Origin of the sequence: Agrobacterium sp. NPDC090283 (assembly GCF_044769685.1) — a bacterium.
In the GTDB taxonomy this organism is placed as follows: domain Bacteria; phylum Pseudomonadota; class Alphaproteobacteria; order Rhizobiales; family Rhizobiaceae; genus Agrobacterium.
Genome location: NZ_JBIVYG010000007.1, coordinates 48,074 through 68,694, shown reverse-complemented (window position 1 = coordinate 68,694; position 20,621 = coordinate 48,074). Strand labels below are relative to the sequence as shown.

19 protein-coding genes and 1 pseudogene are annotated in these 20,621 nt (G+C 59.1%); 6 read left to right on the top strand and 14 right to left on the bottom strand.

What is annotated here, in order from left to right:
- Positions 1 to 102 precede the first annotated feature (102 nt).
- The 4 genes from ACIQUH_RS12430 to ACIQUH_RS12415 form a co-directional block, all read right to left on the bottom strand.
- The gene (locus tag ACIQUH_RS12430) at positions 103 to 1,281 is read right to left on the bottom strand and encodes an iron-containing alcohol dehydrogenase (RefSeq protein ID WP_400815338.1); all 1,179 of its coding nucleotides are present in this window, start codon (positions 1,279 to 1,281) and stop codon (positions 103 to 105) included.
- Between the two features lie 81 nt (positions 1,282 to 1,362).
- On the bottom strand, positions 1,363 to 2,094 hold the full coding sequence (locus ACIQUH_RS12425) for an amino acid ABC transporter ATP-binding protein (RefSeq protein ID WP_400815684.1): 732 nt from the start codon (positions 2,092 to 2,094) through the stop codon (positions 1,363 to 1,365).
- A 29-nt stretch (positions 2,095 to 2,123) separates the two neighbouring features.
- Positions 2,124 to 2,813 carry an amino acid ABC transporter permease gene (locus ACIQUH_RS12420; protein WP_400815336.1) on the bottom strand — a complete coding sequence of 230 codons (690 nt, stop codon included), beginning with the start codon at positions 2,811 to 2,813 and terminating at the stop codon, positions 2,124 to 2,126.
- Positions 2,814 to 2,888: 75 nt separating this feature from the next.
- Positions 2,889 to 3,749 carry a transporter substrate-binding domain-containing protein gene (locus ACIQUH_RS12415; protein WP_400815334.1) on the bottom strand — a complete coding sequence of 287 codons (861 nt, stop codon included), beginning with the start codon at positions 3,747 to 3,749 and terminating at the stop codon, positions 2,889 to 2,891.
- 381 nt (positions 3,750 to 4,130) lie between these two features.
- Here ACIQUH_RS12415 and ACIQUH_RS12410 point away from each other — a divergent pair, with 381 nt between their 5' ends.
- On the top strand, positions 4,131 to 4,619 hold the full coding sequence (locus ACIQUH_RS12410) for an RrF2 family transcriptional regulator (protein ID WP_400815332.1): 489 nt from the start codon (positions 4,131 to 4,133) through the stop codon (positions 4,617 to 4,619).
- Positions 4,620 to 4,635: 16 nt separating this feature from the next.
- On the opposite strand, the gene ACIQUH_RS12405 is transcribed toward ACIQUH_RS12410, so the two are convergent.
- The 4 genes and pseudogenes from ACIQUH_RS12405 to ACIQUH_RS12390 form a co-directional block, all read right to left on the bottom strand.
- The gene (locus ACIQUH_RS12405) at positions 4,636 to 5,619 is read right to left on the bottom strand and encodes a mechanosensitive ion channel family protein (RefSeq protein ID WP_400815330.1); all 984 of its coding nucleotides are present in this window, start codon (positions 5,617 to 5,619) and stop codon (positions 4,636 to 4,638) included.
- A 65-nt stretch (positions 5,620 to 5,684) separates the two neighbouring features.
- Positions 5,685 to 6,107 (bottom strand): cupin domain-containing protein, encoded by a 423-nt coding sequence (locus ACIQUH_RS12400; protein ID WP_400815328.1) that lies wholly within the window; start codon positions 6,105 to 6,107, stop codon positions 5,685 to 5,687.
- Positions 6,108 to 6,139: 32 nt separating this feature from the next.
- Positions 6,140 to 6,892: an SDR family oxidoreductase gene (locus ACIQUH_RS12395; RefSeq protein WP_400815326.1), complete on the bottom strand. Its 753-nt coding sequence runs from the start codon at positions 6,890 to 6,892 to the stop codon at positions 6,140 to 6,142.
- Between the two features lie 65 nt (positions 6,893 to 6,957).
- Positions 6,958 to 7,436, bottom strand: a pseudogene (locus tag ACIQUH_RS12390) (carboxymuconolactone decarboxylase family protein).
- Positions 7,437 to 7,548: 112 nt separating this feature from the next.
- Here ACIQUH_RS12390 and ACIQUH_RS12385 point away from each other — a divergent pair.
- Positions 7,549 to 8,463: a LysR family transcriptional regulator gene (locus ACIQUH_RS12385; protein WP_400815324.1), complete on the top strand. Its 915-nt coding sequence runs from the start codon at positions 7,549 to 7,551 to the stop codon at positions 8,461 to 8,463.
- A gap of 136 nt (positions 8,464 to 8,599) precedes the next feature.
- Here the strand turns inward: ACIQUH_RS12385 and ACIQUH_RS12380 are convergent, their stop codons facing one another.
- From ACIQUH_RS12380 to ACIQUH_RS12360, 5 genes are all read right to left on the bottom strand, one after another.
- Positions 8,600 to 10,210, bottom strand: coding sequence for an ABC transporter ATP-binding protein (locus ACIQUH_RS12380; protein ID WP_400815322.1), 1,611 nt, complete (start codon positions 10,208 to 10,210; stop codon positions 8,600 to 8,602).
- A gap of 1 nt (position 10,211) precedes the next feature.
- On the bottom strand, positions 10,212 to 11,342 hold the full coding sequence (locus tag ACIQUH_RS12375) for an ABC transporter permease (protein WP_400815320.1): 1,131 nt from the start codon (positions 11,340 to 11,342) through the stop codon (positions 10,212 to 10,214).
- Positions 11,335 to 12,258, bottom strand: a complete 924-nt coding sequence (gene oppB / locus ACIQUH_RS12370; protein ID WP_400815318.1) for an oligopeptide ABC transporter permease OppB — start codon at positions 12,256 to 12,258, stop codon at positions 11,335 to 11,337. Before oppB ends, ACIQUH_RS12375 begins: the two co-directional genes overlap by 8 nt.
- Before the next feature lie 54 nt (positions 12,259 to 12,312).
- Positions 12,313 to 13,908: a peptide ABC transporter substrate-binding protein gene (locus ACIQUH_RS12365; RefSeq protein ID WP_400815316.1), complete on the bottom strand. Its 1,596-nt coding sequence runs from the start codon at positions 13,906 to 13,908 to the stop codon at positions 12,313 to 12,315.
- 92 nt (positions 13,909 to 14,000) lie between these two features.
- Positions 14,001 to 14,306, bottom strand: a complete 306-nt coding sequence (locus ACIQUH_RS12360) for a hypothetical protein (RefSeq protein ID WP_400815314.1) — start codon at positions 14,304 to 14,306, stop codon at positions 14,001 to 14,003.
- Between the two features lie 116 nt (positions 14,307 to 14,422).
- On the opposite strand from ACIQUH_RS12360, the gene ACIQUH_RS12355 reads away from it, so the two are divergent.
- From ACIQUH_RS12355 to ACIQUH_RS12340, 4 genes are all read left to right on the top strand, one after another.
- Positions 14,423 to 15,427, top strand: coding sequence for a sugar ABC transporter substrate-binding protein (locus ACIQUH_RS12355; protein WP_400815312.1), 1,005 nt, complete (start codon positions 14,423 to 14,425; stop codon positions 15,425 to 15,427).
- Between the two features lie 92 nt (positions 15,428 to 15,519).
- On the top strand, positions 15,520 to 17,079 hold the full coding sequence (locus ACIQUH_RS12350) for a sugar ABC transporter ATP-binding protein (RefSeq protein WP_400815310.1): 1,560 nt from the start codon (positions 15,520 to 15,522) through the stop codon (positions 17,077 to 17,079).
- Positions 17,080 to 17,104: 25 nt separating this feature from the next.
- Positions 17,105 to 18,112, top strand: a complete 1,008-nt coding sequence (locus ACIQUH_RS12345; protein WP_400815682.1) for an ABC transporter permease — start codon at positions 17,105 to 17,107, stop codon at positions 18,110 to 18,112.
- 1 nt (position 18,113) lies between these two features.
- Entirely contained in the window at positions 18,114 to 19,115 is a 1,002-nt protein-coding gene (locus ACIQUH_RS12340) for an ABC transporter permease (RefSeq protein WP_400815307.1), read from the top strand.
- 75 nt (positions 19,116 to 19,190) lie between these two features.
- Here ACIQUH_RS12340 and ACIQUH_RS12335 read toward each other — a convergent pair whose 3' ends face one another.
- A complete protein-coding gene (locus ACIQUH_RS12335) occupies positions 19,191 to 20,609 on the bottom strand; it encodes an LLM class flavin-dependent oxidoreductase (RefSeq protein WP_400815305.1) in 1,419 nt (472 codons plus the stop codon).
- Between the last annotated feature and the right edge of the window lie 12 nt (positions 20,610 to 20,621).

Sequence of the window (20,621 nt, the reverse complement as noted above, 5' to 3'; positions counted from 1 at the left end):
GCCGACATCAAGGTCGGCGAGGGTGTCCTGATCGGAGCGCGGGTGCCAGACGATTCTCTTTCGAAAAATCGAAAATCGTAAATTCTGGCAGGGCGTTATGACTTAGAACTCTTCGATGCGACCGTCATAGGCGAGGTCGTATAAACGCGTCATTTCCGCCGCTGTCGGCACTCGCGGGTTATTTGCCGGCGTACCGGAAGCGAGGCCCTGGCGGACCATTTCAGGCACGAGATCGAGATAGCGGCTCCTGTCGATGCCGAATGCCTGCGGGGTCGGCACCTTCAGCCGCCTGTTGAGGCCGATGAAAGCCTCCACCAGCTTCGTGCCGGCAATCTGGTCGCTATCCGCCGCACTGGCACAGCCGAGCGCCCGCGCGGCTGCCGCATAATTGGAAAGAGCCGAGCTCAGCGAGAACTGCGTGACCAGCGGCAGCACCATCGCATTCGACATGCCGTGCGGCACATGGAAAAAGGCGCCGACCGGCCGGCTGAGGCCATGGATCAGCGCGGTGGAGGTGTTGGAGACGGCAAGTCCGGCATGGGTCGCGCCCAGCATCATCGCTTCACGCGCATCCCGGTCTTCCGGATCGTTCGCCACTCTTTCAAGATGGGCGCCGATCAGCTTCAGGGCGGAGAGCGCCAGCGCTTCGGAATGGGCGTTGCCATTGCGGTTGACCAGCGCTTCCAGCGCATGGGTCAGTGCATCGATGCCGGTATCGACCGTGACCCGGTAAGGGCAGGTCAGCGTCAGCTCATAATCGATGATGGCCGCGACCGGCAAAGCGGCGGTGCCGAGCATCAGCATTTTTTCGCTGGCAGCCGTATCGGTGACGACGGCGGCGCGGGTCACTTCCGAACCGGTTCCCGCCGTCGTGGGAATGGCGATCACCGGCATGACGGAAAAATCCACGATGCGCGGCACCTTGAGGGCGCTCAACTTCTCACCGCTCGTGGCGACGATGGCGCCGGCCTTGGCCGTATCCATGGCGCTGCCGCCGCCAAGCGCAACCAGGCCATCATGATCGCCATCGGCAACATGTTTCACCAGAGCGGCGATGGATATGTCCGTCGGGTCTTCAACAACGTCGGAGAAGACAGCCGCCGCGATACCTTCCTCCGCAAGCGCCTGCAGAAGAGCCTCTGCATGACCAAGCTTCTGCATCACCGGATCGCAGACCAGCAACGGGCGATTGACCCCCAGCGATTTTACCACAGCGGGTAATCGGAAACGGCTGCCGCCGCCGATGAGCATTTCGCGGGGCATCAGGACACGGTTTATCATTGCGGTTCTCCGCCACTATCAGACTGCGTTGTTCGGAATGGCCGAAGCGGGTTTTCGGGGCTTGCTCCGGCCTGCATGAACCTAGTGCGCCAGGATTTTCGACAGGAAGGAGCGCGCGCGATCGGTTTTCGGATCGGTGAAGAAACTGTCGCCCTCACCGATCTCGACGATCTCGCCGCCATCCATAAAGACGATGCGGTCCGCCACCTTGCGGGCAAAACCCATCTCATGGGTCACCACCATCATCGTCATGCCCTCCTGCGCGAGCGAGACCATGACGTCGAGCACCTCGTTGATCATTTCCGGATCGAGCGCCGATGTCGGCTCGTCGAACAGCATCGCAACCGGGTCCATCGCCAATGCGCGGGCAATGGCGACGCGCTGCTGCTGCCCGCCCGACAATTGGCCGGGATATTTCCTGGCATGCGCCGTCAGGCCCACCCTTTCCAGCAGCGCATTGGCCTTGGCGAGCGCTTCCGCCGGCGAGCGGCCCAGAACCTTTTCCTGCCCGATGCAGAGATTTTCAAGGATCGTCATATGCGGGAAAAGTTCGAAATGCTGGAACACCATGCCCACCTTGGAGCGCAGTTTCGGCATATCGGTCTTCGGATTTGTCACCTCCACGCCATTGACGGTAATGACGCCGTTGCCGATCGTCTCCAGCGCGTTCACGCATTTGATGAGAGTGGATTTTCCAGAGCCGGAGGGACCGCAGATGACGACGACTTCCCCCTTGGCGACATTCAGGCTGCAATTGGTCAGAACCTGAAAATTCGGCCCGTACCATTTGTTGACGGATTGCAGTTCGATCATGCTGATTGCTTGCGACATCAGGCCACTCCTTAATGCGCGTCAGTGGACATGGGGCCATAGGCCTTGCCGAACCGCTTCTCGATGCGGCGCTGGATCAGTTCCCAGGCGGTCGTCATGGCGAGGTAATAAAGGGCCGCGACCATGAAGAGCTCCAGAACCAGGAATTTCTCCTGAATGAGCACCTGCGTGCGGCGCAGAAGCTCTTCCATGGAGATGATCGAGGCGATCGACGTCGTCTTGAGCACGCCGTTGACGGAATTGCCGAGCGGCGGAATGATGATGCGGAAGGCCTGCGGCGCAACGATGTAGCGCATCACCTGCGCCTCGGTCATGCCGATGGCGCGGGCGGCATTGATCTGGCCTTTCGGAACGGCGGCGATACCCGCGCGGACGATCTCCGAGAGATAGGCGGCCTCGCAGAGCGACAGGCCGATCAGGGTGGATTGCAGGACGGTGAGCTTGATGCCGATCTGCGGCAGGCCGGTATAGATGATGATGAGCTGCACCAGAAGCGGCGTGCCGCGAAATATCCAGGTGTAGAAATAGGCGGGGCCGGACAGGATGCGGTATTTCGACATGCGCATCACCGCAATGACGAAGCCCAGCGCAAGGCCCGCCGTCATGGCGAAGACCGTGAGGCCGAGCGTCACCAGCGCGCCCTCGAACAGATAATAATTCGTCAGATATTCGAAGAAACCTTCCCAGTTCCAACCCTTCACGTCTTTCTCCAATTCATGCGGGAACGGTCGCGGCGGAAAGCTTCCCGCCACGATGACAGTTCAGATGGATGAAATTCAGCCTTCCGGGCCGAGAACGGCGAGGTCACCCGGCGCTATGCTGACGCCATAACCGCCCATCAGCTTTTCAAGCGAACCATCGGCCCTCATCTCCTTCAGGGCGGCGGAAACGGCGTCGGCCACATCCTTGCTGCCGAAGGAAAGCGAACCGGGCGTGGGATACATGCCGGACAGCGCATGGGTGAATTCGCCGCGATCCTGATATTGCTTGGCGACGGGATCGATGGAGACGGCCGCCTGCACCTGACCGGCCCGCAGCGCCTGATAAACCGTCGCATAATTGTCGAACAGGTTGATCGTCATCGGCGCAAGACCGCGCTTCTTGAAGTCTTCGTTGAGTTCCTTGATCTTGCGCTCGGCATAGCCGCCAATATCGGTGCTGACGGCCTTGCCGGCGAGATCGTCGACCTTGGCGATGGGATCGGACGCGCCGACGGCCGTGGAAATGCTGATGGCGAGGTTTTCATAGGGAATCATGAACAGGATCTTGCGCCGCTCCGCCGTGACGAACAGGCCGGCATTGATCATGTCCCAGCGGCCACCCTGCAGGCCCGGCACCATCGTCGCATATTCGGTGCTGATATATTCCGGTTTCAGGCAGAGCCGCTTGGCGATCTCGTACCCGAGTTCGATGCGCAAACCCTTCAGCACACCCTGCTGGTCGGCATAGGCCATGGGCGGCAACGTCGGGCTGGTGGCCATGACGAGGTGGCCGGGCTTGATGAGATGGTCGTCGGATATTTTCGGCGTGCAGTCCTGGGCGACGGCGGTGCCGGCAAAAACAGTGAGTGCGGCACCCGCCATAAGGGCTTTGGCGCGCACGGCTATGCATTTCCGGGAAATCTGGTTCCAGTTCATATTAAGCTCCGCTCTCTTATATTATTTATTATGGCATACCATCACATCAAATGGTTTGCCCTGTCAAGAAGCGGCGGGATGATTTTCTAACGTGTTGTAAAACAATGATAAAGCAAAAGCTGTGCTTCTGGCGGAGCAGCCGCGGGGTTGGGAAGGTCCTGGCACCGTAAAACCGTAAGTCCGTGGTTTTTAACGCGGTTCCTTGCGGTTTGGAGCCGATGACGATCGCGACGCGGATGGCCAACACGGTGATATCCTTCCACCCCGCAGGCTTTGCGGTCATCGATTGCCAGGGTGCGGCCGCTACGGATATTTACAAGCTCGGCAAATAGGGATATTGAATATCCTTAATCACCGCACGATTGCGGTAGGATGTCCTGCATGATCCTCAAGAGCCAAGTCGAGTGGGCACTTCACTGTTGCGCCATCCTCTCGGGCCTCCCTGAAGGCCGATATCTCTCCACCAAGGCGCTTGCCGAACTTCATGGGCTTCCCAAGGAATACCTGTCGAAGGCGCTGCAGACCCTTTCCCAGGCAGGTCTCGTCCGGACAACCCTTGGCCCGACGGGCGGCTATCGGCTGGCAAAGGCGGCGAGCGAAATCACATTTCTCGATGTCGTCGAAGCGGTGGAAGGGAATGGCCGCACTTTCGTCTGCCAGAATATCCGGGCGAACAACCCTTGCCGCCCGGAAGGCTATTGCGAAAGCGGTCCCTGTGCGATCGCGCGCATCATGTGGGAAGCTGACGAAGCCTGGCGTAACGCACTTCGCCGTGTGACGTTTGCCGAGCTTGGAAAGATACTTGAAAAAGATATCGCGCCGGAAATCTGGTCCGGCACCTTCGAATGGGTTCTGAAGAGGTCCGGCTGATCTTCCCATCACGTCGTCAATGCCGGCGCGGTCTTGCCAGTTGCAGATAGCTCTGGACAGGCATTGCGAAGGATAGACCATGCGCGGCGCAGTGTTGATGCACGACATCGATGACCTCATTGCGCGCGGGCGTTCTTGCGGCTGGTGCCGTCACCCGAAACTGGAGTTCGATATCGATGGCGACCGCATCGATACCCTTGAGGGCGACGATCGGGACGGGTGACTGGACTATGCATTGGCAGGTCTGCATCGCCGACCTCAGGATCGTCTCGACATCCGCTGGCCTCCTGTCGGCGGTGATGCGGACGGGCAAGACGATGAGATGGGTCTCATCGGGTCTGTTGAGATTGGTCAAGCCGAGTTTGGCCAGCGTGCTGTTGGGAAGAACGATCAGATTATTGGCCGGCGTAAGCACTTGCGTCGAGCGCCAATTGTTCTGGACGACGCGTCCCTCTGTACCATCGGCAAGCTGAATCCAGTCGCCAATGGAAAATGGGCGACCGAGCGTCAGTGCTATTCCCGAGAATAGATCGCCGAGCGTATTTTGAAGCGCCAGACCGAGGATAATTGCAACGACGCCGGAGGTTGCAACCAGCGTGCCGATGGGGGCTTCGAAGACGAAACCCACGATGGACAGCGTGACGCCCAGATAGACGCCGGCAACGATAAGGTCCTGTATCAGACGGGCTTCCTGCGGCCGGCGATCGAGGACGATGTAGAGGCGGACAAAGCCGATGCTTGCCCAGGCGAGATGCACCCACCACAGGACGCGCGCCGAGACGCCCGCAATGTCACTGCCGCTTACCCGCTCGTTCGCGGGAATGCGGTGCGGCAGGATATTGCCGTAGGCGAAAACAAGGGTCATGGCGACAAAGAACCCGATCTGCACGATCAACCGCGCAGTGGGTCGCCTGGACCCTTGCAGATGCCAGATGACGATGCCAACGACGCCCAGCACATCGATGATCAGAAAGCTGGCGATATCAGGTATCGCAAACATGTCGGTTTCTCCTGCGAAGATGGAAAAGGGCCGGATGAAAATGCGGCATCCGGCCCTTGCGTGACTTATTTCTTGATCGGGAAAGTCAGATCCTTCTGACCGGTATCGACCACAAAAACAGCGAGAAGCCTGGCGGGTTTGGTGTCGCTGCCATTCTTGCTGACCCCATGCCGGTCACCCGGATATTCCGAAAAACTTTCGCCCTCTTTATATTCTTTCACCGGACCATCGTTGACCTGGCTGAGAATGGAGCCTTCGAGCACCGTCGCGTAGATGAAGGCCGAATCCGGATGGGTATGGGCATCGGAGTAACCGCCGGGGCCGTATTCGACCAGCACGCCCTTGAGGCTTTTACCCGGTACGTTGGGCAGTTCGTGCTCGTAAACGAGCGTGACCTTCGAAGCTGCTCCGCCGGGCGCGTCGTGTGCCGTGGCAATGCCTGTGGCAAGGGCGGCGATGCCAATCGCGGCGAGGGTTCTTTTAATCATTGCATTCATCCTTACGAGTTTGAGAACATCGCTTATTTGCGCGAAGACGTGGCGAACCACTGTTCAAAGCCGATCTTGCCGAGACGTGGGGCGTCATCGGAAACCAGCGTTCCATCTTCCAGGCGGGCCCCGAAATATTTCGCGTCGGGATCGGCGACCACGTCGCGGGCATCCGACGTGGCCTTCAGATAACGGGCAACCAGTTCGTTAAGCCGGAAGCGCTCAGGGCCGGCGATTTCGATTATGCCGTTGACAGGGAGACCCAGGGCCACGTCGCCCATCGCTTCGGCAACGTCGTCGGAAGCGATGGGCTGCACGAAGGCCGGTGACAAATGCACCTTCCCATCCACCATGCCGGATTGGGCAATGCCTCCGAGGAATTCCATGAATTGGGTGGAGTGCACGATCGTATAGGGAATGCCGGCGTCCCGGATCAGCTTTTCCTGCTGCAATTTGGCACGGAAATAACCGCTGTCCTGAAGCCTCTGCGTTCCAACCACCGAAAGGGCGATGTGATGCTTGACGCCTGCCGCCTTCTCCGCGGCAAGCAGATTGCGGCCCGAGGTTTCGAAGAACTCCATCACCGCCTTGTCCTCGAACGAAGGAGAGTTGGCGAGGTCGAGCACGATGTCGGCCCCGGCGAGCGCATCTGCGAGGCCCTCGCCGGTAATGGTATTGACCCCCGTATTGGGCGAGGCGGCGATGACCTCGTGTCCCTTGGCCCGCAGGCGTTCGGTCGTCTTCGAACCGATCAGGCCGGTTCCTCCGATAATAACGATTTTCATGATGTCTCCTTTGTCAGACCCGCTGACGCCACCCTGTTGTCTGGAAAATACGATCGTCTCCCACCTCAGCTGAGGCCGGCCTTCTCGAGGCCATAGAGCTTGTCGGCAGAACCGGGGACGGCCTTGAAGGCGATGCTGGCGCGATTCCAGGCGTTGATCGTCATGATTGAGAAGGTCAGATCCGAGATTTCCTTCTCCGAAAGCTGGCCGCGGACGCGCTCGTAGAGTTCGTCGGGGATGCCGCCCTCCGGCAGTTCGGTAACCGTTTCCGTCCAGGCAAGGGCTGCGCGCTCCCGTGGAATGAAAAGGTTGGATTCGCGCCAGATAGCGACGTGATAAAGGCGCAGTTCGCTTTCGCCGTGAATCTTGGCTTCCTTGACATGCATGTCGAGGCAGAAGCCGCAACCATTGATCTGGGAGGCGCGGATGTTAACGAGATCGCGGATCTTTTGCTCGATCACGCTGTCCTTCAGCGACATGCTGAGATCGGACAATTTCTTGAAAAACTCGGGGACTGGGCTGCGTAGTTAAGGCGCTGTGTCATCGTTCTCTCCTTTATTAAGGACATAAAATATCCTTAATTGCTGGACAGGCAACCGAAACCGGACTAAGCATGAGGCATAAGGCTCATGCGCAAACGTTATGGGGAGGCTGCAATGGATGTCGTTTCTGCCTTGCGAAGTTTCCTCAGGGTCACGGAGACAGGGTCGTTTTCAGCGGCAGCTCTCGATCTGGGTCTGACCCAACCGGCGATCTCCCGACAGATATCTGCCCTTGAAGGTCATTATGGCGTCCGCCTGTTTCATCGCTCCACGAGCGCGCTGGCGCTTGCGATCGAAGGGGAAAGGATGATCCCGATGGCGCAGCGGGTCATCGAGGCTGTCGATGCGCTGGGTGAAAGTGCGACGAGCGACGGGAAAAAGGTTGCCGGGAAAGTCCGGTTGAGCCTGCCGGCTCCGCTCGGGCTTTATCTGAGCGAACGTTTGCCCGCGCTTTTACGTACACATCCCGGTTTGAGCGTCGAATTGATGACCCGCGAGGAGCCGTCGGATCTTGTCGGAGATGGGATCGATCTTGAAGTCCGCATTGGCGAGATCACGGATGCCGGCCTGATTTTCAGGCGGATTGGCTGGACGACCGCCTTTCTGGTTGCTTCGCCCGACTACCTGCAGGGCCGCAAGGAACCATCCCATCCTTTCGAGGTCGTGTTGCATGACTGTATCTGTTACGTTCGGGGCGGAGATCGGCGGGTATGGAGCTTTTCCGGCGGTGCCGAGGAAATCCGTGTTTCGTTGACGCCCCGGCTGACCTGTAACAATGCGACGGCCGTTCATCGCGCCGTTCTCGGCGGCGGTGGCCTCGCAATCCTGTCGCATATCGTGGTTGAGGCGGATCTCCGCGAGGGGCGGTTGATCAATCTCTTGCCGGATTTTCCACCGGTCCGCTTACCGATCAACGTGGTCTATGCCTCACGCCGCCACATCTCGCTGCGCGTAAGAACCGTGCTTGACTTCCTGACTGCGGCCGTCCGTGCCGATCAGGAGATGAGATCATCGCTTGAAACGCCTTAGCCTGGATGGCAGGCGGAGCGGATGAAGGCCGGGCACGCCCCGTTGCTCCAGCTTATCGAGGGCCTCATTCACCACATTGTTCACCTTGAAGCGGCCGGCTTTATTAAGAGACGGCCCGGCACGGCCGGGCGATTACCTAGCGTGCCACTTCCGCCGAAAACGCGGATTTGATGAGTGTTTCGGTATATTCAGCCGCCGGCCTGTTGAATATGGCGTCGGTTTCGCCCTCTTCCACAATCTTCCCGTTTTTCATGACGATGACGTAATCCGAAATGGCCTTGATGACAGAAAGGTCGTGGCTGATGAAGATGTAGGAAAGGCTATGTGTCTTCTGCAGATCACGCAGCAGGTCGATAACCTGTCCCTGAACGGATCGGTCCAGCGCGGATGTGGGTTCGTCAAGAATGACGACGTCCGGCTTGAGGATGATCGCGCGGGCGATTGCGATACGCTGGCGTTGCCCGCCTGAAAACTCGTGAGGGTAGCGGTTGCGGGCTGCGGGATCGAGGCCGACTTCTTTCAGTGCTGCGATTGCCCGCTTGTCTCGCTCCGCCCGGCTCAAGCGTTGCTCATGCACAAACAGGCCTTCGGTGATGATCTCTCCGACCGTCTGTCTCGGCGAAAGCGAGCCGTAGGGGTCCTGGAATACAAGCTGCAGATGCCGCCGCAAGGGCCGCATTGCCTTTCGGTCAAGTCCGGTGATTTCCCTCTCGCCGAAGAAAATGCGGCCATCAGCCACGATAAGACGCAGAAGCGCTCGACCGAGTGTCGACTTGCCTGATCCGGATTCGCCGACGATACCGATGGTCTGTCCCTGGCGAAGGCTGATATTGACGTCGTCCACAGCCCGGAACCTGCTCGATTTCGCCAGGAAGCCGCCCGGAATTTTATAGTCGATCGTCACGTTCCGGCCGGAGAGGACGACCGGCGCCTCTGTGCCGACGGCCGGTTTGTGCCCGCGGGGTTCGGCATCGAGTAGCATCTTGGTGTAGTCCGCCTGCGGGCGATCGAAGATATCTTCCGTTGTGCCGGACTCGACAATCTCGCCGCGGCGCATGACGGCGACGCGATCGGCGAAATGGCGGACCACGCCGAGATCATGCGTGATCAGGACGATGGCCATGCCGAAGCGTTGCTGCAACGACTTCAGAAGGTCGAGGATCTGCGCCTGGATCGTCACATCAAGCGCAGTGGTCGGCTCATCGGCAATCAGAATGTCCGGCTCGTTCGCGAGAGCCATGGCGATCATCACACGCTGACGCTGGCCACCGGAAAGCTCGTGGGGGTAGCTGTCTATACGCCGCTCCGGGTCAGGAATTCCCACGAGCTTCAGGAGTTCGAGGACGCGTGCGCGCGCTTCCTTCTTACTGCCACCCCTGTGGTAGAGGATCGGTTCGGCGATCTGCGCGCCGATCCGGTAGAGAGGATCGAGCGAGGTCATAGGCTCCTGGAAAATCATGGTGATTTTCGCGCCGCGAATATCGTTCAGCGCGCTGACCGGCAGGCCGATCAGCTCGCGCCCTCGATATTTTGCCGAGCCCTCGATCATACCGTTGGATGCAAGCAGCCCCATGATGCCCATCATCGTCTGGCTTTTACCGGAACCGGATTCTCCAACGACGGCAAGCGTTTCCCCCTGTTTGACGTCGAGATTGATGCCCTTGACGGCGTTCACCTTGCCGTCCGGCGTCGTGAAATCGACCTTGAGAGTGCGCACGGTGAGGATGGTTTCAGATGTCGTATTCATGTCAACGATCCTTGGGATCGAGTGCGTCACGCAACCCATCGCCCACAAAATTGAGCGAAAACAGGGTCAGCACGAAGAAGATCGCCGGAAATATCAGTAGCCACGGGGCCGACTGGATATTGTTGGCACCTTCGGAAATCAGCGCCCCCCAGCTCGTCAGCGGCGCCTGCACGCCAAGGCCGAGGAAGGAGAGGAAGCTTTCCAGAAGAATGACTTTGGGTACGACGACCGTGACGAACACGACGACGGGCCCGATCGTATTCGGGATGATGTGACGGCGGATGATCTGCCAGTCGCTCAAACCCAAAGCCTGTGCGGCCCCCACAAATTCACGCCGCTTCAAAGCGAGCGTCTGGCCACGCACGATACGCGCCATATCGAGCCATTCCACGGCGCCAATCACCAGGAAGATCAGGATGAAGCTGCGGCCGAAAAACACCACCAGAACGACCACCAGAAAGACGAAGGGCAGCGAATAGAGGATTTCGACGAAACGCATCATCACATTGTCGACACGCCCCCCGATATATCCCGCCGTCGCGCCGTAGAGAACGCCGATTCCGAGTGAAACGAGGCTGGCCAGAACGCCGACGGCGATCGATATCTGTCCCCCCAGCATCACGCGGGCCAGCAGGTCGCGACCGTTCGAATCCGTGCCGAAGAGGAAATATTCGCGGTTGACGTCGCCTTCCAGCCTCAGCGTGCGCCCCTCGTCTTCGGTGGCCACGACCCTGGTGTTTTCAAATTCGTTGGCGCGGTCGAAATAACGTGTCGTGCGCGGGTCGATCGGGCTGCTGGAGGTGACGGTTGCCGTGAAGGTCTGTCCTTCCACGGAAAATTCCTTCAACTCCACGCGTGCCCGGCCGGCGACGCCCTCCATCACCCCCTGGAGGTTGTTCACGTCCGGGCGCGGCTCAAGGCTTGGCGCCACAGAGACATAGGATGAAAACACCTGGTCATAGGTATGCGCGAGGAAATGCGGGCCGATAAAGGAGAAAAGCGTAATCAGCACGAGCATGACGGAACCCGCCATGGCGGCCTTGTTTCGTCTGAAACGCAGGGCTGCCAGCTGGAACAGGCTTCGGCTTTTCACCAGCGGTTGATGGGCAAGATTGCCGGAAATATCAGTCATGTCTGACCCTCGGATCAAGCAGGCCATAAAGGATATCGACCGCGAGATTGAACACGATGACAAAAATGGCGACGAGAACCACGGTTCCCATCACCAGCGTATAGTCACGGTTGATGGCGCCAAGAACGAAATAACGCCCGACCCCCGGGATCGTGAAGATCGTCTCGATGACCGCCGAACCCGTTAGCAGGGCTGCCGCGCAGGGCGCGAGATAGGAAACGACGGGCAGCATGGCCGCGCGCATGGCATGGAACACCACCACGCTGCGGGCTGGCAGGCCGTAAGCCTTGGCAGTGCGGATATGGTCCATCCGCAGAGCCTCGATCATCGCACCGCGCGTCAGACGCGAGATGACGGCAAGCTGCGGCAAAGCGAGCGCGATCATCGGAAGGATGAGATATCTGAGCGATCCGTCACCCCAGCTGCCTGCGGGCAGGAGCCGGAGCATGACGGCGAAGATCAGCGTGAGAACAGGCGCGACAACGAAGTTCGGCACGGTGACGCCAATTGTCGAGATGGACATGATCGAGAAATCGAAGACACTGTTCTGCCTGAGCGCGGCCAGGGTGCCGGCGAGAACGCCGCCCACCAGCGCCAGCAGAAGAGCATAGCTGCCGAGTTCCAGCGAATAGGGCAGGCCCTTGCCGATCAACTGCGCGACGGTATTGTCCTTGTAGATGTAACTCGGACCGAAATCGCCGGTGACGGCATTGCCGAGATAGATGAGATACTGGCGCCACAATGGCTCATCCAGATGATAGGTTCTCATCAGGTTTTCCATCGTTTGCGGCGGCAGGGGGCGTTCGAGATTGAACGGGCCACCCGGTGCGAAACGCATCAGGAAAAACGAAATCGTGACGACGATAAACAGGGTCGGCACGGCGCTCGCCAAACGGCGCAGAATAAACGAGATCATGGTTTTTCGGGCTCCGGCATGGCACGGTGGTGTTGGCCACCGTGCCAGCGCTGCTTATTCGGAAACGCTCAGGAAGCGGCTGAGGTGTTCGTTGGCAGCATTGTCGACCCAGCCCTTGACGCGGTTTGAAACCAGCCAGAGATCGGCCTGCGTCAGCAGCGGGGCAACCGGCTGTTCCTTCATGAGGATGGTTTCCGCCTCATGCAGCAGCTTGGAACGGGCCGCAGGGTCCTTCTCGTCATAGGACTTCTGCATCAGCGCATCATATTCCGCATTGTTGAACTTGGAATAGTTGAAGGTCTTGTTGGAGGATACCGAAAGGGCGAGGAAGTTTTCCGCATCCGCATAGTCGGCAACCCAGCCGGCACGCGCCACGTTGAACTTACCGCCTTCCTGAAGGTAGCCGTAATGCGAGGCGACGTCGAGATTCACCAGTGACACCTTTGCGCCGAAGGTGTTCTTCCACATGTCCGCGATGGCCGTCGCGACGCGCTCATGGTTCGGGTTGGTGTTGTAACGGATTTCGATGGAAAGCGGCTTGCCGCCTTCACCGTAACCCGCTTCCTTCATGAGCTTGAGGGCTTCGTCTTCGCGATCAAGCTGCGATAGTGTGGCAAAATCGGCCTTTGCCGGCTCTCCGTAGGAATCCATGCCCGGGGGAACCATGGAGTAGGCCGGAATCTGGGAGCCGCTATAGATTTCCTTGGCGAGGAAATCGCGGTCTACCGCCATGGAGAGCGCCTGGCGGACACGCACGTCATCATAAGGCGCCTCGCGTGTATCGAAGGTGTAGTAGTAGGTCGCAAGCGTCGGCGAAACGTGAACCTGCTCGCCATAGGACGTGCGCAGCCGGTCGATCTGGTCCGCGGAAAAATTGTAGGCGAGGTCCATTTCCTTGGCTTCGAAACGGCGAACCGATGCGGCCTGGTCGTCGATCGGATAAAAGATGACCTTGTCGATCTTGGTGTTCGAGGCGTCCCAGAAATTGGTATTCTTGACCACCGTCAAGCTGTCATTGGGAACATGCGTTTCGAGCTTGTAGGCACCGTTCGAGACCATGACGCCGGGCTTTACGAAGTTGGCGCCGTTCTTTTCGTAGCTCGCCTTCGAGATCGGCAGAGCCGTCTGGTGCGCGAGGAGCTCAAGGATGAACGGTGTCGGGCGCTCGAGTGTGATCTCAAGGGTCTTGTCATCCACCGCCTTGACGCCAAGCTGGTCAACCGGCGTTTCGCCCTTGTTGATCTTTTCAGCGTTTTTGATCGGGTAAAGAATATTGGCATATTTCGCTGCGGTCTTCGGATCTTCGACGCGCTGGTAGGAGAAAACAAAATCTCCCGCCGTTACCGGCGTACCGTCCGACCATTTCGCATCCGCACGCAGTTTGAACGTGTAGACGGTGCCATCGTCAGACAGCGTCCAGCTTTCCGCCGTGCCGGGCACGATCTTGCCGGCCGCATCGTAAATGGTCAGACCTTCATAAAGGTCTTTCAGGATAAATTCTTCGATGTTGATCGAGGTCTGTGCCTGATCAAGCGTCTGCGGTTCGCCGGCATTGCCGCGGTGCAGAACTGTTTCTGCAAGTGCCGAATTGGCGCCAATCAAAAGCGATCCGACCAGCAGAGTGGCGCGCATTGTTGTTTTTATCGACATCGTTTCTCTCCCCATGAAGATTTCGAGTCTACAAACAAGGCGATATTGCTCCGAAGTGCAACCGCAAGAAATTGTGAATTCATGCCGAGGCCTTATCCCTTTATCCCGCTCGCGGCGATACTGGAGATGAACAGCCTCTGCGGGCAGAGATAGAAGATCAGCACCGGCAGGGTGATGATGGTGCGATAGGCCATGACCTCACCCCAGGGCGTATTGAGCTGGAAGAAATATTGCAGCCCCACCATCACGGGCCTGTAGGTCTCGGATTGGGTAACGAGAAGAGGCCATTGCTTTTTCTCGAACAGCGACTGCCACCATTCTCCGAACTTGACGCCGGCGGGACAAAAGGTGAAAGCCCGATGAAATGAGTTGCGGTTCCGCTTATTGGCGGAACCCAATCAAGCCTGCTCACCGGCTTAAAATTTTTCCGCATCGGCCCGCATTTGGAAAATCCTCTCTGTTGGCACCATATTCCATATTTTATTTATGGATTATATCTATTTTGGGGACGCACATGACAGAAGATATTTTCTCCGGGTTTAACCGCCGCAATCTCCTGAAACTGGCGGCGGTCACCGCTGCGGCCATTGGCACACAGGCCGTTTCCGGTTCGCAGGCTTTCGCCGAGCAGGAGCTTTCCCTGAAGGGCAAGCGCATCGGCATCAGCGCCACGGGTACGGATCATTTCTTCGATCTTCAGGCCTATAATGCCCAGATCGAGGAAGTGAAACGCCTTGGCGGTGAGCCGATCGCGGTTGACGCCAGCCGCAACGACGGCAAGCTGGTATCGCAGCTCCAGACGTTGATCGCCCAGAAACCGGATGCGATCGTGCAGCTTCTGGGCACCTTGAGCGTCATCGATCCCTGGTTGAAAAAGGCGCGCGATGCGGGCATTCCCGTCTTTACCATCGATGTCGGCTCGACCAATTCGCTGAACAATGCCACATCGGACAATTGGGGCATCGGCAAGGATCTGGCGCTGCAGCTTGTTTCCGACATCGGAGGCGAAGGCAATATCGTCGTGTTCAACGGTTTTTACGGGGTGACGCCCTGCGCCATCCGTTATGACCAGCTCGTCAACGTCACGAAATATTTCCCCAAGGTGAAAATCATCCAGCCGGAACTGCGCGACGTCATTCCGAACACGGTGCAGGATGCCTTTACGCAGATCACCGCAATTCTGAGCAAATATCCGGAAAAGGGCTCGATCAAGGCGATCTGGTCGGCCTGGGATATTCCGCAGCTCGGGGCAACGCAGGCGCTGGTCGCGGCGGGCCGCACGGAAATCAAGACCTATGGTGTTGATGGCAGCCCAGAGGTTCTCCAGCTTGTTGCCGATCCCAACTCTCCCGCTGCGGCCGATGTCGCCCAGCAGCCAGCCGAACTCGGCAGAACGGCCATCCGCAATGTCGCCCGTTATCTGGCCGGCGAAACCCTACCGCGCGAAACCTATGTACCGGCGCTCATCGCCAACAAGGGGAATGTCGGCGAGGTCTCCAAAAAGCTCGGCATCGGCTGAGGTATGAACCCGCAAGGCGCGATGCAGCCGCTTCGCGCCTTCAGGTCCTGGTTCGGATGATCTGAACCGTCGTCGTGCATGGAGAATTTGCCGTGGCTGTCGCAACATATCCGGAGCATCCGGTCGAGGCCCGCGAGACGGACGACATCATTCGTCTGCGCGATATTACCAAATCCTTTGGCGGTGCTCAGGCGCTGTCCGGTGCGTCGCTTGCCGTGCGTCGCGGCACCGTTCACGGTCTCGTCGGCCAGAATGGCGCCGGTAAATCGACCCTCATCAAGTTGCTGGCCGGCTTGCACGGGGCGGATGGCGGTTCAATCGAGATCGATGGAAAGTCCCACAATCGGTTGACGCCGCATCTGGTGGAAAAGCTCGGCATCCATTTCATCCATCAGGACCGGTTGCTGGTGCCGACATTCACGGTGGGCGAAGCGCTTTTTCTGGCGCGTGAACCGCGGATCAAAGGGACGCCGTTTCTTGACCGCACCCTGATGCGCCGTCGTGCCGCCGAGGTGCTTGAGCGCTATTTCGGTTTGCACCTGCCGAATTCGGCGCTGATTTCCGATCTTTCGGCAGCGGAAAAACAGATCATCCAGATCACGCGCGCGCTCATCGACAATCCCAAGGTGCTGGTGTTCGACGAACCCACCGCAGCGCTTGTGCGGCGGGAGGCGGAGCTCCTGTTCTCGCTGATCCGGCGGCTGCGGGAGGACGGCATAACCGTGATCTATATCTCGCATTATCTGGGTGAGATCGTCGATATCTGCGACACGGTGACGGTTCTGCGCAACGGCCGCGATGTCGCGACCCTGCCTGTCGCCGAGACATCCGCCGCCGAAATCGGCGCGCTGATGGTCAATCGTGATATCGCCGAGCTTTACCCCAAGCCCCGGCTTGTTCCGGGTGAGGTCCTCCTGTCGGTGAAAGCTCTCACGCTTGCCGATAAATATTCGGATGTCGGCTTTACGCTAAGGAAAGGCGAGGTGCTTGGCCTCGCCGGACTGGTCGGCTCGGGCGCGAAAGAACTCATCCGCACCCTGTTCGGACTTGAGACGCCATCATCAGGCACAATTGAAGCCGGCGGCCAGACGACAACAGTTTCAAGCCCGGCACATGCGGCGGCGCGACGACTGGCGCTCGTTCCCGAGGATCGTCGTCGCGACGGCGTCGCGCTCGATCTCACCGTTGCTGAAAACACCAGCCTTGCCAGTCTCGGCCGCTTTTCCCGTCTTGGATTCCTTAAAAAGACAGAGGAGCGGCGCCAGGCCGAAGATCTGATCAAGCGGCTGCAGATCAAAACGGAAGGTCCGGATGCGCTGGTCAGAACCCTCTCCGGTGGCAACCAGCAGAAGGTCGCAATCGCCAAATGGTTGAGCCGTCAGTCGGAAATCTATCTTCTCGATGAGCCGTCAGTCGGGGTCGATATCGCCGCCAAGGTCGAGATTTATACGCTGATCGGCGAACTCGCGGCGCGTGGCGCCGGCGTCATCGTCCTGTCCTCCGATATCGAGGAGCTTCTGGGCATAACGGACCGGGTTCTGGTCTTTTTCCGCGGACGGATCACACGCGAGTTCATTTCGAAAGACACGCGGCAGGAACAAATTCTATCGGAGGTCACAGGTGCTTCGGACGCCCATACTCACAGTCGCTGACGCCGCGTCCACCGCGCCTCACGATCTGAATTTCCCGCAGCAGGCGCCCGTCCGGTTTTCGCGCGAAGGCAATATCCGTCGCAGGCTTGCGACCTTTGCCCTGCGCGGCGGCGCGCTTGCGGTTTTTGTTGCGGTTTTTGCCTTCTTTTCGCTTGCGGCCCCGTTTTTCCTGTCGGTGGGCAATATCGGCAACGTGCTGGCGCAATCGGCCATTGGCGGCGTTCTCGCCATCGGGCTGACGATCGTGATCATTGCCGGCGGTTCCAACGTGGTCACGGGGGGCATCGATCTGTCGCTGGCAGCGAATATGGGATTGAGCGCGGCGGTTTACGCTACGCTGACGCAGGCCGGATATGGTGATGCCGCAGCCGCTGTCGGAGCGCTTGCGACGGGGGCCGCAATCGGTGCCGTGAACGCGCTCGCCGTCACGGTCGTCGGCATCGTACCGCTTCTGGCGACGCTGGCGGTGATGAATGTCGTGGCCGGGCTCGAACTGGTTCTGACGCAGAATACCGTCATCCCGGCCTCCACCGAATTCCTGTCGGCCCTTTCCGCCACGGGTGCTGCCGGAATACCGGTGCTGGCCTATGTCCTCATTCTTTTTGCCGGGCTCGTGGCAGCGGTGGTGCAATATACACCCCTCGGATTGCGGCTTTATGCCGTGGGCGAATTTCCCGAGGCGGCGCGGGCTGCCGGGCTGCCGGTAAAATCCTTCGTGGCTGGCGCATTCGTGACGAGCGGTCTGTTCGGCGGTTTCGCTGGCATATTGTCCGTGTCCTACCTTAGCGGCAGCACCACCGGCTCCGGTGAAATGCTCCTGCCCGTGGTGGTCACTGCGCTTCTCGGCTCCGTCTTTTCACGTCGTCTGGTGCCGACGGTGACCGGCACGCTGCTGTCGGCTCTTTTCGTCGGTTTCCTCGTCAACGGTTTTCAGCTTCTCAACATTTCCAGCACGCTGGTGAGCGGCGTTCAGGGTCTCCTGATCCTGCTCGTCGTGTCCGCCACGACCCTTTTGCGTCGGGAGAACCGCTAATATGTCGTCTGCTGCCATCGCCCCGGGCAATAAAGCTGTGTTCATCTCTGCCGTGCGAACGGTCGCGCGCTTTGCGCTACCGTCGGCTCTGTTAATCGTTTTTGGCCTGTTCGCGAGTCTTGCGCCCGGATTTCTGACGACGACCAACCTCATCAGCGTGCTGGTCAATAATTTCGTGCTGCTGGCAATCGTCTCCATCGCCATGACTTTTGTCGTGGCCTCCGGCGGCATCGATCTTTCCGTCGGCGCCGCGATCGATTTCGCGAGTTTCGCATTCGTGTCGCTGGTTCTTGCGGGGCAGCCAGTGGCAATTGCTGTGCTGGCGGGGCTTGCGGCCGGTGCGCTGGTCGGCATTTTTAACGCCATTCTCATTGCGGGCATCGGCATTTCGCCTTTCCTCGCCACGCTCGGCACCCTGTTCGTCGGCCGCAGCATCCAGCAATTGCTGACCAATGGCGGTAATCCCGTCTATCTGCCTCCCGCCGGCGTGCCCGAAGCCTTTCGGTTCCTCGGTCATGGCAACCTGTTCGGTGTTTCCGTTTCCTTGATTGTCGCGTTCGCCGTGGTCATCGCTGCCTGGATCATCCTCTCCGGCACGCGCTTTGGCCGCGTCGTCGTGTCCTCCGGAATCCAGGCCAGTGTCGTCCGTTATTCGGGCATCCGGCTTTCCGGTCATGTGGCGGCGGTCTATGTTCTGGCGGCGTCCGTCACCGCCATTGCAGGGCTCATTGTTACCTCGACGGTGACCGTCTACATCCCGTCATCCGGCAACGCATTCCTGCTGAACGCGATCGGCGCAACCTTCATCGGCACAACGCTTGATCCAAGGGGACGGCCGAACGTGCCCGGCACTGTTCTCGGTGTTCTGCTGCTCAGCATCGTCGCCAATGGTCTTTTGCTGTCGGGCCTGAATTTCTACTGGCAGCAGGTCGGTACGGGACTGCTGATCTTCCTTGTACTCGCCATCGGCTTCGCCAATCGGAAGGCGACCGCATATGCATGAACCGCCCCGTAAGGGGCGGCGCGGGGAAGAAGTTTTTAGATCACAGGCGCGAGACGGCCCGGATGGCAGGCCTCTTCAGACCGCGGCAGTCTTTGGTATCGCGCCGGCCGCCTCCGCCTCTTCCCGCTTGATTGCTTCAATGTCGCGATAGCGGTTGGCCGGATGGTTGGTCGCCAGATAGTCGCCATCGCCGAAAAGCTTTTCCCGTAGTGTGCCCGGCTTGTATGCCGTGGGATAAACACCGCGTTTCTGGAGTTCAGGGACGATATAACCGACCACATCCTCGAAACTGTCGGGTGTCACCGCATAGGCGAGGTTGAAGCCGTCGACGTCCGTGTCATCCACCCATTCCTGCAGGATATCGGCAATGCGCGAAGGGGAACCGACGAAGACCGGTCCCATCCCGCCGATGCCGCCGAATTTCGCCAGTTCGTCGATTGTCCAGGACTTGTCGCCGCCGGCGATGTGTTCGACGAAGGAATGGATTGCATTGGTCTCGACCTTCCGCACCTGGTCCGTTGGCGCATATTGGCCGAAATCGATGCCACTCCAGCCGGACATGAAGACCAGAGAGCCGTCATAGGAGACATAATCGCGGTATTCTTCGAACTTCTTCTGCGCCTTTTCATCCGTCTCGTCGGTGATGATGGTGACCAGCGTGTAGATATAGACCTTCTTGGGGTCACGCCCGGCTTCGGCCACGCGGCGACGGGTTTCCGCGACATGCTGCTTGAGAACCGATCGGGTCGGGGCGGCCACGAAGATGCATTCCGCGTGTTCGGCGGCAAAGGCCTTGCCGGGGCCTGACGCGCCCGCCTGATAAAGAACGGGGGTGCGTTGCGGCGAGGGTTCGCTCAGATGATAGCCGGGCACCTCGAAATATTTGCCCTTGTGACCGATCTCGTGGACCTTGGCGGGATCGGTGAATATGCGCCGGTCACGGTCACGCAGCACCGCGCCTTCTTCCCAGCTTCCCTCGAAAAGCTTGTAGAGCACTTCGATATATTCGGCGGCCACTTCATAGCGGTTGTCGTGACGGCGAAGGCCAACCTGGCCGATATTCTTCGCCCCGCTTTCCAGATAGGAGGTCACGATATTCCAGCCGATCCGGCCTTTGCTGTGGTGGTCGGCGGTCGAAAGCCGGCGCGCAAATGTGTAGGGATGCTCGAATGAGGTGGAGGCGGTAATGCCGATACCCAGATGTTCCGTCGCCAGCGCAATCGGGGCGGCAAGCTGCAGCGGATCGTTGACCGGTATCTGCGCGGCCTGATGAAGGGCGTGATAGTTCGACCCCTTATAGACGTCGTAGTAGCCGATGACATCGGCGATGAAGATGCCGTCGAACACGCCGCGCTCCAGCGTGCGGGCCAGATCCTGCCAATAATCGAGATCCTTGTATTTCCAGGACTTGTCGCGCGGATGGGCCCAAAGGCCTGGCGACTGATGCCCTACACAATTCATGTCGAAGGCATTGAAGCGGATGGTCTTGCTCATACTGAACTCCCG

Coding starts and splice junctions, on each gene's coding strand:
- ACIQUH_RS12425 (WP_400815684.1), bottom strand. CDS start 2,094: ATGATCGAACTGCAATCCGTCAACAAATGGTACGGGCCGAATTTTCAG.
- oppB (WP_400815318.1), bottom strand. CDS start 12,258: ATGATCTCGTTTATTCTGCGCCGTTTGGCGAGCGCCGTGCCGACCCTG.
- ACIQUH_RS12340 (WP_400815307.1), top strand. CDS start 18,114: ATGTCGTCTGCTGCCATCGCCCCGGGCAATAAAGCTGTGTTCATCTCT.
- ACIQUH_RS12380 (WP_400815322.1), bottom strand. CDS start 10,210: ATGAATACGACATCTGAAACCATCCTCACCGTGCGCACTCTCAAGGTC.
- ACIQUH_RS12430 (WP_400815338.1), bottom strand. CDS start 1,281: ATGATAAACCGTGTCCTGATGCCCCGCGAAATGCTCATCGGCGGCGGC.
- ACIQUH_RS12375 (WP_400815320.1), bottom strand. CDS start 11,342: ATGACTGATATTTCCGGCAATCTTGCCCATCAACCGCTGGTGAAAAGC.
- ACIQUH_RS12400 (WP_400815328.1), bottom strand. CDS start 6,107: ATGATTAAAAGAACCCTCGCCGCGATTGGCATCGCCGCCCTTGCCACA.
- ACIQUH_RS12385 (WP_400815324.1), top strand. CDS start 7,549: ATGGATGTCGTTTCTGCCTTGCGAAGTTTCCTCAGGGTCACGGAGACA.
- ACIQUH_RS12395 (WP_400815326.1), bottom strand. CDS start 6,892: ATGAAAATCGTTATTATCGGAGGAACCGGCCTGATCGGTTCGAAGACG.
- ACIQUH_RS12405 (WP_400815330.1), bottom strand. CDS start 5,619: ATGTTTGCGATACCTGATATCGCCAGCTTTCTGATCATCGATGTGCTG.
- ACIQUH_RS12415 (WP_400815334.1), bottom strand. CDS start 3,749: ATGAACTGGAACCAGATTTCCCGGAAATGCATAGCCGTGCGCGCCAAA.
- ACIQUH_RS12355 (WP_400815312.1), top strand. CDS start 14,423: ATGACAGAAGATATTTTCTCCGGGTTTAACCGCCGCAATCTCCTGAAA.
- ACIQUH_RS12335 (WP_400815305.1), bottom strand. CDS start 20,609: ATGAGCAAGACCATCCGCTTCAATGCCTTCGACATGAATTGTGTAGGG.
- ACIQUH_RS12410 (WP_400815332.1), top strand. CDS start 4,131: ATGATCCTCAAGAGCCAAGTCGAGTGGGCACTTCACTGTTGCGCCATC.
- ACIQUH_RS12365 (WP_400815316.1), bottom strand. CDS start 13,908: ATGTCGATAAAAACAACAATGCGCGCCACTCTGCTGGTCGGATCGCTT.